The following is a 13,479-nucleotide window of genomic DNA, read 5'->3' as shown; positions in this document are numbered from 1 at the left end:
GATGGCACAAAACCTATTATTAGAAATCGGCTTAGAGGAATTACCTGCGCATGTCGTAACCCCAAGTATGAAACAATTACAAGAAAAAACGGCAGCTTTCTTAGATGCTCATGCATTACCTTATACAGCGATTGAAGCTTATTCGACACCTCGTCGTTTGGCAGTCTATGTCACCGGTCTTCCTGAAAAACAAGCCGATACACAAGAAGACGTCAAAGGGCCAGCGAAAAAAATCGCCTTAGACGAAGCAGGCAATTGGTCGAAAGCAGCTCAAGGATTTGTTCGGGGGCAAGGATTGACAACCGATGACATCACCTTCCGTGAATTAAAAGGTGTTGAGTATGTCTATGTAACGAAACATACCCAAGGTCAACCAACCGTTGAGGTATTGAAAGGATTGCAGGAAGTAATCACGAGTTTGACTTTCCCAGTAACGATGCACTGGGCAGACTACGATTTTGAATATATCCGACCAATTCATTGGATCGTCGCACTCTTTGGTGAGCAAGTCATTCCTTTCCAAATTCTTGATATTGTTACCGGACGCGAGTCAAAAGGTCATCGTTTCTTAGGTGAGGCAGTCACGTTTGATCATGCGGACGACTATTTGGAGAAAATGAAGCATCAGTTTGTCATTGCTGATCCAAGCGAACGTCAACAAATGATCACCTCACAAATCAATGCGATCGCTCAAGAAAACAACTGGCGGATCGATTTAGATGAAGACCTACTCGAAGAAGTGACAAATCTGGTTGAATACCCAACAGCTTTTGTAGGGGACTTTGAAGAAAAATATCTTTCTGTACCTGAAGAAGTGTTAGTTACTTCTATGAAAGAACATCAACGCTACTTCGATGTCCGCACCCTTGATGGAGAATTGCTGCCGCATTTCATCTCTGCCCGCAACGGGGATGCCGTGAAAATTGATAATGTCATCAAAGGAAACCAAAAAGTACTGACCGCCCGTCTAGAAGATGCTGAGTTTTTCTATAATGAGGACAAAAAATTGACCATCGACCATTGCGTGGAAAAGCTTAAGCAAGTCACCTTCCACGAAAAAATTGGCAGTTTGTATGAAAAAATGCAGCGTGTTGGATTAGCTGCACAAATCATCGGGAATACTGTTGGTTTAACACAAGAAGAACTGACTGATCTCCAACGGGCAGCTCAAATCTATAAATTTGATTTAGTGACAAATATGGTGGGAGAATTCCCTGAATTGCAAGGAATCATGGGGGAAAAGTATGCCTTGATCCAAGGAGAAAAACCAACAGTTGCCCAAGCGATTCGTGAACACTACATGCCGATCTCAGCAGAAGGTGAACTGCCGCAATCGAAAATCGGGGCTGTTTTAGCCATTGCGGATAAATTGGACAGCTTGCTTGCGTTCTTCGCTGTCGATATGGTTCCAAGTGGTTCAAACGATCCTTACGCACTCCGCCGGCAAACGTACGGAATTATCCGCATCCTAGCTGAAAAACGCTGGTATTTCCCATTTGCTCAGTTACAAGAAGAGATTCGTGAAGCTATTAATGCCCAACCGGAAATTTTTGGTATTCAACTTGCCGCAGGTCAAGAACAAGTGACCGATTTTGTGAAAGGCCGTCTGCGTCAATTCTTACTCAGCAAAAATACGCGTCATGATGTCATTGAAGCTGTTTTAGGCGCACGCCAAGCAGATATCAGTACGCTATTTGAAACGGCTCAGATGTTAAGAGAACATTTGCAAGACACCGACTTCAAACCATCGATGGAAGCCTTGACCCGAGTAATCAATTTAGCGAAAAAAGCCGAATTGGAACAAGTAGCAATTGATCCTGCCTTGTTTGAAAACGACTCTGAAACTGCCTTGTATGAAGCGGTCTTAACAGTAGAGAACAAGTTCCCACATCAAACGATGGAAGAAAACTACCAAAGCTTAGTGGCACTGCGCCCATTGATCGAAGCTTATTTTGATCAAACAATGGTCATGGTGGAAGATGAACAGATTCGCCGCAACCGTTTTGCCTTGTTGGATAAAATCGCGAAGATGAGTCTGGCAGTGGCTAGTTTAGATGCTTTGATTACGAAATAAAAGAAGCTTGCAGTTGCACGTTTCTAAATAAAATAAGCTGGAACTGAAAGAATCAGTTCCAGTTTTTTTTCTAAATTTCTCGATTTTTTTGTACTTAGAATTGCTTTCTTGCAGTGTTAAATATTATATAATAAAAAACATTTTGACCCATTACTTTTCAAGGGATCGAACGATTCTTCGGCTTTAATGATTGGGGATTTGATGATGCTTATAATGATACAAAGATTCTCATCATACAGACCGATTCATTTTTCCATTGAAAATACGCTGAAACGATAGGTGCAATAAAATAGCCTGGCAGATCACAAAATGATTTGTCAGGCGAATGTTTATTTGCGGGTCAATTTTACCACCACTTCGCAGCGGGCGGTTTGTGGAAACATATCTACTGATTGCAGATATTCTACGTGAAACACTTTGGCTAATTGGACTAAGTCTCTTGCTAAAGTAGAAACATTACAAGATATATAGACCATCTTCTTCGGTGGTTGTTTCAGCAAAGCTTGCAATAATCGTTCATCCAAGCCTGTCCTTGGCGGATCAACAATGATGCTATCAGGTTTGAAGCCTTCATTGAACCATTTTGGTAATAGCTCCTCCGCAGTTCCCGTTTCATAATGGGTATTTTGGGCACCAATACGGTGGGCATTTTCTTGGGCATTTTCGATCGCTTGAGGAATAATGTCCATGCCGCGGACTTCTTTGGCATAAGGTGCCACACTCAACCCAATCGTCCCCACACCACAGTAAGCATCAACAACTGTTTCATTTTTGCTTAAGTCAAGGGCTTTTAACCCTTCTTGATACAAGACGCTGGTTTGCTGCGGATTCAGCTGGAAGAATGCGCGGGCGGACAAGTCGAAGGTCAGTTCATTCAACCGTTCTTCGATCGCTTCTTTGCCCCAAAGATGAATCGTTTCCTCTCCCATGACGACGGACGTTTTTTTGTTTTGCACATTTTGCATGATGGAAACGACTTGCGGCAAGCGCTGATTGATCTCGCGAATCAGCGCATTTTTTTGCGGCAGTTTGACAGAATTGGTAATGAAAACAACTTGGACTTCGCCAGTGGCGATCCCGATGCGAACCATCAATGTTCGTAAAATCCCGCTATTTTTTCGTTCATCGTAAATCGGGATCTGGTATTTGTTCAACAATTGGACGATGCCGTTGATCACTTTTTGCGTATCTTGTTCTTGTACGAGGCAATCATCAATGGCGACTAAGCGATGAGACTCCATTTCGTATAAACCCGCTTCGATTCGTTTGGTTTGACTGTTGTAACGCAATTGAAATTGTGCTTTGTTACGGTAATGCCAAGGAACATCCATGCCTAAAGTATCCCTTAGTTCAAACTGTTGGTAACCTTTTGGCTTAAATTTTTCAAGTGCTTGTTTCAATAGGTCTTTTTTGAAGTCTAATTGTTTGTCGTAGACTAAGTGCTGCAATTGGCAGCCGCCGCACCGGTCGTAAAACTTGCAGGGTGGTTGGATGCGATCGCTGCTTGGCTTGATGATTTTGGTCATCTTAGCTTCAGCAAAGCGGGGAGAGGCTTTGGTGACTTCGGCAATGACCTGTTCCCCCGGTAGAACACGGGGAACAAAGATGATCAGCTTTTTGTAATACCCGATGCCTTCTCCGTTGATCCCCAAGCGTTTGATCGTTAGTTGTAGTTTTTGTCCAAGCTGGACTTGTGTATTTGCCATGTGAACTCCTTAAATAAAATAGTCAGTTCATTTTACCACATTTTTTCAGCTTGATTAGAAGGAATTTCATCGTAGTTGTGGTAAAATAGAATGTACGTTCGCGAGGTGAAGAAGATGAATACAATTATTCGTATCAATAAAGGAAAAGGACCATTTTATGAAGTGGCGACATCAGAAGGTGAAACGCTGCGGGTCTCAGAAGATCTTTTGGTCCGTTTTCGGCTATTAAAAGGCAAGGAACTGAGTGAAGAAGAATTAAAAGAAATCAAAAAAAGTGCGGGGTTTGATTTAGGCTTGCAGCAAGCCATGAACTATATCAGCTATCAGCTGCGTTCTGAAATGGAAGTCCGTACCTATTTGAAAGACAAAGAAATCGAAAAACAAGACCGAGACTTAGTCGTTGAACGTCTGAAAGAGTTGAATTTGATCGATGACAAAAACTACGGAGAAAGCTACATTCGCACCCAAGTCCGCATGAGTGATAAAGGACCCGTGGTCATCAGTCAGCAATTGAGAAAAAAAGGATTAAAAGATCCCGTGATTCAGGAAGTATTGCCTTTGTATACCGAGGAAATGCAGTTTGAAGTCGGGTATCATACGGCTGAAAAAGCGATGCGTCGTTTTCACAACAAAAGCCATAAAGAAATGATCCAAAAGATAAAAATGCATTTGATGCAAAAAGGTTTTCATCAAGGAGTCATTCAGATGATTTTGGATGAATTACCGATGGAAAAAGATGAGGACCAAGAAAATGAAGCGCTCCAAAGAGAAGGGGCCCGACTTATGCGGCGGCATCAGCGGTTACCATTGATGAAACGAAAAATGAAAATCAAGCAAGGCCTTTATCAAAAAGGGTTTGCCATCGATGATATACAACGATTCTTAGATGAGGAAGTAATGGATGAGTAAGCAATGGGAAACTTGGGATGAAGAAAAAATCAAGACGTTCCAAGAAACATTTTTAACTTGGTATCATAAAGAAAAACGCAATCTGCCTTGGCGGGCGACCAACGATCCGTATGCAATCTGGATCTCAGAGATCATGCTTCAACAAACACGAGTGGAAACAGTGATTGGCTATTTCTATCGTTTTATGGAACAATTCCCGACGATCCAAGACTTGGCGGCAGCCGAAGAACAAAAGCTTTTAAAGGTTTGGGAAGGTTTAGGTTATTACTCTCGTGCCCGTAACCTTAAGGCTGCTGCACAGCAAATCGTTGCCGAATTCGACGGAGAAATGCCCCAATCAATTGAAGAGATTCGCTCATTAAAAGGAATTGGTCCCTACACAGCTGGAGCCATTGGCAGTATTGCTTTTGGCTTGCCAGAACCGGCAATCGATGGAAATGTGATGCGGGTCGTCAGTCGGTTATTTTGTATCGAAGCAGATATTGCGAAAGCCAGCAGCCGAAGACCATTTGACGAGGCGATGAGAACAATCATTTCCCCCGATGAACCTGGTGAGTTTAATCAAGCCTTGATGGATCTTGGCTCACGAATCTGTACACCCCCTACACCGAAATGTGAAGAGTGTCCCATCAGTCAGTATTGTCTTGCTTATGCGGAGAATCGACAAACAGACTTTCCAGTGAAATCGAAAAAAGCAAAGCCAAAAGATGTCTATTACATCGCAGGCGCCATCGAAGATCAAGGCTCGTTTTTACTCGTGCAGCGACCTGAAACAGGCTTATTAGCTTCTATGTGGCATTTTCCTTTGGTAGAAGTGACGAAAGAACAGTACGAGGCTCTGCAGCGAACATGGGCAAAAGAGGAGCAGCTGCAGTTGGATTTGATTGCCGAAGATGATGCGCTCGAAATTTTTCCTGATCTGCCTGTCGTTTGGCAAAAACGACATTTTGGCGAGATCACTCATATCTTTAGTCATTTGAAATGGCACGTCCTTTTATTTTACGGTAGAAAACGGGGAGAAATCCCATTACAAGACAGCGAATGGGCTGCCAAAGAATCCTTTGAAAACTATGTTTTTCCAAAACCTCAGCAGAAATTAGTCGAGCAATTAAAGAAATATCAGAAACTCGATAAAGATTTCTAGGCAAAGCTTTCTTTTATTGCTATAATATTAACGATGTCGGTGTAATGAACACCCAAACAAAACGCAAGTTTTCTTGCTGAGGGAAGGGTTGCTATGCGAGTTCCAAAAGAAGGAGAGTTTGTCAGCATTCAAAGCTACAAACATGACGGCAATTTGCATCGAACGTGGCGGGATACGATGGTCTTAAAGACCAGTGAATTCTCAGTGATAGGGGTCAACGATCATACATTAGTGACCGAATCAGATGGAAGACGCTGGGTTACCCGTGAACCAGCAATTGTATATTTTCATAAAAAATACTGGTTTAATGTTATTGCAATGATTCGAGAAAAGGGGGTTTCCTATTATTGTAATCTTGCTTCACCGTATTTACTTGATGAAGAGGCATTGAAATATATCGATTATGACCTTGATATCAAAGTATTTCCTGATGGCGAGAAACGTTTACTAGATGTGGATGAGTATGAATTGCACAGTAAGATTATGCAATATCCGCAAGACATTGATTTTATCTTGAAAGAAAATGTCAAAATTTTAGTAGATTGGATCAATAATGGCAAAGGACCCTTTTCGCAAGGGTATGTGGACATTTGGTATGATCGCTACAAGCAGTTGTCTCAAAAATAAGTAAAATGGGTCGAATCGCTCATTTTCCCTAAGAAACTTCAACCAAGTTGGTTGGAGTTTTTTTGTGTTTCTAATGGATTGCTTCAATCAGCAGGTTTTAAGTTCTGTTTAAGCTGACAGTCCCATGATAGAGAGACCAAGAAAATTAGTGGGGGAAGCACATGAAGAAAAAAGGGAAGCTTGTTATCGGGACCACCATGATTCTGCTTTTTGCAGCGGGGTTTGCTGTGTTGAGAAACGACCAATCCGCTCGTGAGGAGAGTCAAGAAAGTACTTCTCAAACTGAGCTTAACGCTCAAACTGAAGAGACCGCTCAGACTGCCAGTATGGTTCAAATTTATGTAGATCCCTCAGAATACGATGCAGCGATTGAAAGTGAGAACGATTATGTACCGATTTATCAGTCAACAAGTCAAGAGACAGTCATTGGGAAAATCCATCGGGGAAGTTGGGCAACCTTCATCAGTCAAACAGAAGACATGGTTGAAATTCAAACAGACGATGGGGTAACTGGTTATATTGAAAAGCAATCAGCATCGATTCAAGAAGTCGCGCTTTCGGCAATACCAAAAGATTTATCGAACTTCAAAGTCGTCCTTGATGCAGGTCACGGTGGCGAAGATTCTGGGGCACTTTCGACAGATCAAACGATCATGGAAAAAGACTTGACGCTAGCAACGGTCCAAACGATCGGCGAAGTGTTGACAGAAGCAGGTATTCAAGTCAGTTACACTCGCACTGAAGATCGTTATCTCTCGCTGTCTGATATCACCGCTGCTTCGCTTTCAGAAGAACCAGATTTATTTATCAGTATTCATTACGATAATTCAGAAATACCAAACAGTAATCAAGGACTGACAACTTACTATTACTATACTGGGGCAAAAGAGATGGCAGAAACGATCACTGCCAATTTGAGTTCTTCGGTGGCATTGAGTTCCAACGGCACTCGTTTTGGTAACTATTATGTGTTGCGAGAACAATATCTTCCAGCAGTTTTGTTGGAGTTAGGCTATTTGAACAGTGACACTGATCTGGCAGTGATTACAAGTGAAGGGTATGATCAAAGGGTGGCGCAAGCACTGCTGGCAGCGATTGAAGAGATCGTTGAAGCAAAGGAATAAAAAACGGCGACTACAAAACAGAGGAAGGATCTGTTTTGTGGTCGCTGTTTTAAGGAATCACTTCTCGTTAAAGGTTTTGCTCATTTTGATATGGGGCATATCCGCGTCTAAAAAAACATCGCCTTCAGGCTGATAGCCTAACTTCAAGTAAAACTCTTTGGCGTTTATTTGTGCCCCTAAAGTGACTTTTTTGATTCCTTGTTTTTGAATGAAGGCTTCCGCACCTTCGATCAGTTGACTGCCATAACCTGAACCTCGATAAGCAGCGGGGACCGCCATTCGCTGCAACTTCACTTCATGAGCAGAGATAGGTAAGAAACGCAAGGTTGCGACTGCTTCATTATCGTCGTCATATAAGACAAAGTGGACTGCCAATGCTTCATTTTCATCTACTTCCAATGCTAATGGAACACCTTGCTCTTTCACGAATACTTGATTTCGTATTTTCAATGACGCCAAATAAATGTCACTCAGCGTATCTTTTGTTTGTGCAATATGCATAAAAAATTCACCTCAGCTAAGATTTCTCCGTTATTTTTAATAGTATACCACTTTTTTTACAAATTTTTTTTGTTTGCGGCTAAAGTCGCAAGCTTTTTTTTTCAAAATCATCTATAATGTTATAAAAAAGGGAGGGAATCTTTTGTTCGACAAATTCAAACAATCAAAACTGTTCTTTTGGTCATTGGAAGCATTGGTTTTAGTGACACTCGTGTTTGTGTTAAGTAAAGTCAATTTTCTATTTGCACCGATTGGCACGTTTTTTTCTACTTTATTTGCACCAGTATTGATTGCTGGCTTTCTGTATTACCTGCTAAATCCAATCGTCTTATTTTTGATGAAAACCACAAAAATAAAACGACTGTTTGCTGTCATATTGGTTCTGTTGTTATTAGTAGCAGCAATCATCTTGATTTTCGTCAGCGTTATTCCTAATCTAGTGAGTCAGATTACTTCATTGGCGGAAAATATTCCAACATTTGCCAAAAATATGGAAAGCTGGATCTCAAGAATCGCAGATGATCCATTTTTCAAACAAATCGATATCGCGCAGCAGTTAGAAAACCTAAATCTTTCTTATGGTTCTTTGCTGCAGCAGTTTCTTAGTGGGTTATCCACTAGCTTAGGATCGATCGTCAGTACGATTGCTTCCGCGACGATGATCATCGTTACAGTACCATTCATCCTTTTTTACATGTTGAAGGATGGAGAAAAGCTAGTTCCTAATCTGAAAACTGTCTTTCCAGAAAGAAGACGAGATCAGATTGTTGGGTTGCTAGGTGACTTAAACAAGACATTATCCAATTACATTAGTGGGCAAGCGATCGAATGTATTTTTGTCGCTACCTTCACGTTTATTGGTTACTGGATGATCGGCGTTAACTATGCCTTTCTTTTTGGGGTAATTGCAGGCGTCACAAACTTGATCCCTTATTTAGGCCCATATCTTGGTTTGATTCCGGCGGTGTTAGTGACGGTCTTTGATGAACCATTTCGCGCATTATTATGCTGTATCGTGGTTCTGGTCGTCCAACAATTAGACGGAAATGTTATTTACCCGAATGTAATCGGAAAATCATTGGCGATCCATCCGTTAACGATCATTTTGGTCTTATTAGTTGCTGGAAATCTAGCTGGCTTGCTGGGGATTTTCCTAGGTGTGCCATTTTATGCGATTTGCCGAACGATCGTCGTCTTTATTGTTCGCCTGATCAAAGACGACAAAATCAAGAAAAATCAGGAACGGTTGATCGAATAATCAATGACTGGTGTTTTTTATTGCAAAGAAAAAAACTTTGTGATAGGATTTTATCGTGGGCTAAGCCCACGATTTTTTTTAGAAAATGAAAAAATAAGGAGAGAATGCTATTATGAATGCTGACCCCGAGAGTCAGTCGCTTCTAGCGCAAATTTTATTATTGATCGTTTTGACATTGATCAACGCTTTTCTAGCGGCCTCTGAGATCGCAGTTGTCTCAGTTAACAAAAACCGTGTGGAGCAAAAAGCGGAAGAAGGAAATGTCAAATCACAAAAATTATTGAAAATCATTGATAATCCAACAAATTTCTTGTCAACGATCCAAGTTGGGATTACCTTGGTGAATATTTTATCTGGGGCATCTCTGGCAGATACCTTGTCGACCCGTTTGGCACCTTTATTAGGTGGAGGGACGGCGGCTAAAAGCTTAGCGAACATTATTGTTTTAGCGATCTTGACGTATGTGTCGATCGTTTTCGGTGAGTTGTATCCAAAACGGATCGCCATGAACAAATCAGAAGAAGTTGCCCAGTTCACTTCTGGTGTCATTCGAACGATCGGGATTATTGCAAAACCTTTCGTCTGGTTCTTATCTGCTTCGACAAGTTTATTGGCGCGCATCACTCCAATGGAATTTGACGATGAAGACACGAAGATGACCCGTGATGAAATGCGGTATATGTTGGAAACAGAAGGGGTCTTTGAAGAAGATGAATTAGAGATGCTGCAAGGGATCTTTTCATTAGACACGAAAGTCGCCCGGGAAGTCATGGTTCCTAGAACCTCAGCCTTTATGGTGGACATCAATGACTCAGTAGAAGAAATTTTGACTGAAATTTTAGCAGAAAATTATTCTCGTATTCCTGTATATAATGAAGATAAAGACAAAGTCGTAGGGATTTTACATACCAAAAATCTTTTGAAATGTGCGTACAAATACGGCTTTGATACGATGGACATCAAACAAATCCTGCAGGAACCATTGTTTGTGCCAGAAACGGTCTTTATCGATGATTTGCTTTATGAATTAAAGAAAACCCAAAACCAAATGGCGATTTTACTTGATGAATATGGCGGCGTCGTTGGGTTGGTTACACTAGAAGACTTGCTAGAAGAAATCGTCGGCGAGATCGATGATGAATCAGATGAAGTCGAAGAGCTTTATGAAAAAATCTCTGATAAAGAATATGTCATCCAAGGACGCATGTTGATCGATGATTTTAATGAAGCCTTCAACATGAGCTTGCATATGAGTGATGTGGATACGATGGCAGGATATTTGATCACTGCTTTAGGATTAATCCCCGATGAAGGAGAAAAACTATCCTTCGAAGTGGACAATGTGAAGCTGATCTCTGAAGAAATGGAAGGATCACGCGTCTTGAAGATCCGGGTGATTTTCCACGACCCAGAAGAAGGGGAAGTGGAACCAGAGGAAGAGCGGCGCTATTTCCGTAAAGATTTTGAGGAAGATGAGCCTCGCCGTTAAAGTTCCGTATAAATGAAATGAGAAAGACCAAGGCAGTTGCTTTGGTCTTTTTTGTCCGTTTTTTTACGTATTCCCCTTGATTTGTATGGAAGAAACGGTTACGATAAATTTATTGAATAATACAGTTTAAAAACAGATAAAAAAACACATGTATCTTATCGTTAAGCAGTTTGATTGCAATTTTCCGTAAGAAAAGCGAGAATATCCATAGAAATATAATGAGAATGAGGGGCTTGAAATGAAATTTTACCGTATGCTTAGTGAAGATATCCGTTACAATTTGGCGACTGAAGAGTATTTGATGAATAACGTAGATGTTTCGGAGCCTTGTCTTCTGTTATACATACAAAAACCATGTGTTATAATCGGCAGAAATCAAAATGCGTATCAAGAGATTGATTTTGACTATCTAAGAAGCCGTAAGATCGTTTTGACTCGCAGAACGTCTGGTGGTGGAGCGGTTTATGACGATCTAGGCAATATGAGTTTTAGTTTTGTCACCAAAAAAGATGCCACGAGCTTTGGTGACTATCAAAGTGCAACACAACCTATCATGAAAGGCTTAGCGGCAATGGGAGCCAAGGATGTTGAAGTACATGGCCGTAATGATCTGTTCATTGATGGGAAAAAGTTTTCTGGCAATGCGATGTATACAAAAAAAGGCCGGACGTATTCCCATGGCACATTGATGTATGATGTGGATCTAGAAGAATTGACGAAAGTTCTACATGTTGCCCAAGAAAAAATTGCTTCTAAAGCCACGAAATCAGTTCGGAAAAGTGTGACGAATATCAAGCCCTTTTTGGCAGAGCAATACCAATCAATGGATACCAAGGAATTTCGAGATACACTGCTTTGCCGAATCTATGAAGTAGAATCGATTGATGAAATCAGTGAGCAAGAGATCGTCTTAACGGAAACCGATCGACAAGCGATCCAAACACTGTTTGAAGAACGATATGCCAATAATGAGTGGATTTTTAATGAAGCGCCTGCTTTCGAATGGCAAAAAAGAAAGCGGTTTGAGCAGGTTGGGATTGTTGAAGTCGATTTTACTGTCGACAAAGGCAAGATTGCAGCGATTCAAATTACCGGTGATTTTTTTGGACAAAAAGAGATCAGTGAACTTGAAGCGATGTTGCAAGGTATTGATTTTGAAAAAAGCACCATTAGCCGCTTGCTAGAGGGAATCGCCATCGATCAGTTTATCCATCAGATGACCGCTTCTGAATTTTTAGCATTGCTGTTTGATTAGGAGGAAAAAGATGTTAGAAGCGATCAATCTCACAAAGCGTTACGATCGAAAGGTTCTCGGTGGTTTGTCTTTTTCTGTTCAGGCAGGAGAAATCGTTGGGGTCGTCGGCAAAAGCGGCTCAGGAAAATCGACGTTGTTGCGGCTTTTAAACTTGATTGAAACCCCTGACAGCGGGGAATTACTTTTTGATGGCAAAAAAATCGATACATCGAATAAAAAGCATCTGCTACGTGCACAACAAGAAATCGGCATGATTTTTCAAAATTACAATCTGTTACACAATCGAACCGTTTTCGAAAATGTCTATTTGCCCTTGAAGTTAATGGGAAAGTCAGCAGATATGGTACTTGAGATGCTTTCGTTTGTTGGCATGGAAGATAAAGCCCACATCTATCCGGCCAAGTTAAGCGGCGGAGAGAAACAACGAGTGGCTATTGCACGGGCTTTGATCCGTGAGCCCAAAATCTTGCTGTGTGACGAGCCCACTAGTGCGCTGGACGAAGATACGAAAGCCGATGTTCTTGCTTTGCTCCAAAAAGTTCAACAGACGTTTCAACCAGCTGTCGTCTTTGTCAGTCATGAGCTATCGGCCGTCCGACAAATTTGTCAACGTGTGTTTGTATTGGAGGATGCCGTCTTTGAGGCGGAGTTTGCCAATCAGCCACAACCAATCGTCCGCATTGAAAGCTCTTATGTGAACAAAGTGGAGAGGAGTCTGCTGCATGACGATCAGTGAGAGTATTTTGTATTATCTGCCTGAATTGCTGCAATCTTTGAAAGAAACAGCGATCATGATGGGCATTTCGATGCTCGCAGCCATTGTCTTAGGTCTACCGTTAGGTGTCTGGCTTTTTCTCAGTCGCAGCCGAGGGAAAAAAATCTCATTTCTTTATGAGTGTTTGAATCTCGTTGTGACGATCATCCGCTCGTTTCCTTTTTTATTATTTGTTGTAGCTTTGATCCCGTTGACGCGGATGCTTTTAGGCAGCTCATTTGGACCGATTCCCGCCAGTTTTCCTTTGAGCATCGTTGCTATGAGTATTTTTGCTCGTTTGACGGAGCAAGTGCTGTTGGATGTTCCAGAAGAAGTTTCTTATTTGGCGAAATCTCTTGGTGTCAGTCAATGGCAGTATGTTTGGTCGTTTTTACTAGTGGAAGCTAGAAGCGGCTTGATTTTATCTTTAACGACGACAGCAGTCAGCATGGTTTCTTATTCGACGGTGATGGGGATCGTTGGTGGCGGCGGTATCGGCGATTTTGCGATCCGTTATGGGTACCAGCGTTATGAGTATGGCGTGATGTATTTTGCAATTATCATCATGATTCTTTTGGTCTTTATCCTGCAAGGGATTGGCAATCAAGCAGCAAGAAAACTTGATAAACGAAAATAGG

The 13,479-nt window shown here is 41.5% G+C and carries 12 protein-coding genes; 10 read left to right on the top strand and 2 right to left on the bottom strand.

The genetic code is table 11. The features are described 5' to 3' along the window. Window position 1: 1 nt before the first annotated feature. Window positions 2–2,074, top strand: coding sequence for a glycine--tRNA ligase subunit beta (gene glyS / locus IGJ42_RS09400; RefSeq protein ID WP_086332442.1), 2,073 nt, complete (start codon window positions 2–4; stop codon window positions 2,072–2,074). 329 nt (window positions 2,075–2,403) lie between these two features. Here the strand turns inward: glyS and rlmD are convergent, their stop codons facing one another. Beyond that, window positions 2,404–3,780, bottom strand: a complete 1,377-nt coding sequence (gene rlmD / locus IGJ42_RS09395) for a 23S rRNA (uracil(1939)-C(5))-methyltransferase RlmD (RefSeq protein WP_008378249.1) — start codon at window positions 3,778–3,780, stop codon at window positions 2,404–2,406. Between the two features lie 114 nt (window positions 3,781–3,894). Here rlmD and recX point away from each other — a divergent pair, with 114 nt between their 5' ends. The 4 genes from recX to IGJ42_RS09375 all read left to right on the top strand — a co-directional run bounded on the left by recX (window position 3,895) and on the right by IGJ42_RS09375 (window position 7,584). Then, window positions 3,895–4,689, top strand: coding sequence for a recombination regulator RecX (gene recX / locus IGJ42_RS09390; RefSeq protein ID WP_008378247.1), 795 nt, complete (start codon window positions 3,895–3,897; stop codon window positions 4,687–4,689). Then, window positions 4,682–5,833 carry an A/G-specific adenine glycosylase gene (gene mutY, locus IGJ42_RS09385; RefSeq protein WP_430615249.1) on the top strand — a complete coding sequence of 384 codons (1,152 nt, stop codon included), beginning with the start codon at window positions 4,682–4,684 and terminating at the stop codon, window positions 5,831–5,833. The genes recX and mutY overlap by 8 nt, the downstream gene beginning before the upstream one ends. 93 nt (window positions 5,834–5,926) lie before the next feature. Then, window positions 5,927–6,460, top strand: coding sequence for a nucleoside tri-diphosphate phosphatase (gene ntdP, locus IGJ42_RS09380; RefSeq protein ID WP_005225863.1), 534 nt, complete (start codon window positions 5,927–5,929; stop codon window positions 6,458–6,460). A gap of 161 nt (window positions 6,461–6,621) precedes the next feature. Beyond that, window positions 6,622–7,584, top strand: coding sequence for an N-acetylmuramoyl-L-alanine amidase (locus IGJ42_RS09375; protein WP_430615247.1), 963 nt, complete (start codon window positions 6,622–6,624; stop codon window positions 7,582–7,584). Window positions 7,585–7,641: 57 nt separating this feature from the next. On the opposite strand, the gene IGJ42_RS09370 is transcribed toward IGJ42_RS09375, so the two are convergent. After that, entirely contained in the window at window positions 7,642–8,085 is a 444-nt protein-coding gene (locus tag IGJ42_RS09370; protein ID WP_430615245.1) for a GNAT family N-acetyltransferase, read from the bottom strand. Window positions 8,086–8,227: 142 nt separating this feature from the next. Here IGJ42_RS09370 and IGJ42_RS09365 point away from each other — a divergent pair, with 142 nt between their 5' ends. The 5 genes from IGJ42_RS09365 to IGJ42_RS09345 all read left to right on the top strand — a co-directional run bounded on the left by IGJ42_RS09365 (window position 8,228) and on the right by IGJ42_RS09345 (window position 13,478). Next, window positions 8,228–9,343 (top strand): AI-2E family transporter, encoded by a 1,116-nt coding sequence (locus IGJ42_RS09365; RefSeq protein WP_008378242.1) that lies wholly within the window; start codon window positions 8,228–8,230, stop codon window positions 9,341–9,343. Between the two features lie 112 nt (window positions 9,344–9,455). Continuing rightward, window positions 9,456–10,832 carry a hemolysin family protein gene (locus IGJ42_RS09360; RefSeq protein ID WP_005235523.1) on the top strand — a complete coding sequence of 459 codons (1,377 nt, stop codon included), beginning with the start codon at window positions 9,456–9,458 and terminating at the stop codon, window positions 10,830–10,832. A 238-nt stretch (window positions 10,833–11,070) separates the two neighbouring features. After that, window positions 11,071–12,087, top strand: coding sequence for a lipoate--protein ligase (locus IGJ42_RS09355; protein WP_430615243.1), 1,017 nt, complete (start codon window positions 11,071–11,073; stop codon window positions 12,085–12,087). A gap of 10 nt (window positions 12,088–12,097) precedes the next feature. Then, window positions 12,098–12,823 (top strand): methionine ABC transporter ATP-binding protein, encoded by a 726-nt coding sequence (locus IGJ42_RS09350; RefSeq protein WP_144330601.1) that lies wholly within the window; start codon window positions 12,098–12,100, stop codon window positions 12,821–12,823. After that, window positions 12,810–13,478, top strand: a complete 669-nt coding sequence (locus tag IGJ42_RS09345) for a methionine ABC transporter permease (RefSeq protein ID WP_086332439.1) — start codon at window positions 12,810–12,812, stop codon at window positions 13,476–13,478. The genes IGJ42_RS09350 and IGJ42_RS09345 overlap by 14 nt, the downstream gene beginning before the upstream one ends. Window position 13,479: the final 1 nt, after the last annotated feature.

This window comes from Enterococcus sp. DIV1067f, assembly GCF_050543505.1.
GTDB classification, from domain to species: Bacteria; Bacillota; Bacilli; order Lactobacillales; family Enterococcaceae; genus Enterococcus_D; species Enterococcus_D entomosocium.
This window is presented reverse-complemented; position numbering and strand designations above follow the sequence as displayed.

Excerpts from the sequence above, each read along its gene's own strand:
- glyS (WP_086332442.1), top strand. The coding sequence starts at position 2 with ATGGCACAAAACCTATTATTAGAAATCGGCTTAGAGGAATTACCTGCG.
- rlmD (WP_008378249.1), bottom strand. The coding sequence starts at position 3,780 with ATGGCAAATACACAAGTCCAGCTTGGACAAAAACTACAACTAACGATC.
- recX (WP_008378247.1), top strand. The coding sequence starts at position 3,895 with ATGAATACAATTATTCGTATCAATAAAGGAAAAGGACCATTTTATGAA.
- mutY (WP_430615249.1), top strand. The coding sequence starts at position 4,682 with ATGAGTAAGCAATGGGAAACTTGGGATGAAGAAAAAATCAAGACGTTC.
- ntdP (WP_005225863.1), top strand. The coding sequence starts at position 5,927 with ATGCGAGTTCCAAAAGAAGGAGAGTTTGTCAGCATTCAAAGCTACAAA.
- IGJ42_RS09375 (WP_430615247.1), top strand. The coding sequence starts at position 6,622 with ATGAAGAAAAAAGGGAAGCTTGTTATCGGGACCACCATGATTCTGCTT.
- IGJ42_RS09370 (WP_430615245.1), bottom strand. The coding sequence starts at position 8,085 with ATGCATATTGCACAAACAAAAGATACGCTGAGTGACATTTATTTGGCG.
- IGJ42_RS09360 (WP_005235523.1), top strand. The coding sequence starts at position 9,456 with ATGAATGCTGACCCCGAGAGTCAGTCGCTTCTAGCGCAAATTTTATTA.
- IGJ42_RS09355 (WP_430615243.1), top strand. The coding sequence starts at position 11,071 with ATGAAATTTTACCGTATGCTTAGTGAAGATATCCGTTACAATTTGGCG.
- IGJ42_RS09350 (WP_144330601.1), top strand. The coding sequence starts at position 12,098 with ATGTTAGAAGCGATCAATCTCACAAAGCGTTACGATCGAAAGGTTCTC.
- IGJ42_RS09345 (WP_086332439.1), top strand. The coding sequence starts at position 12,810 with ATGACGATCAGTGAGAGTATTTTGTATTATCTGCCTGAATTGCTGCAA.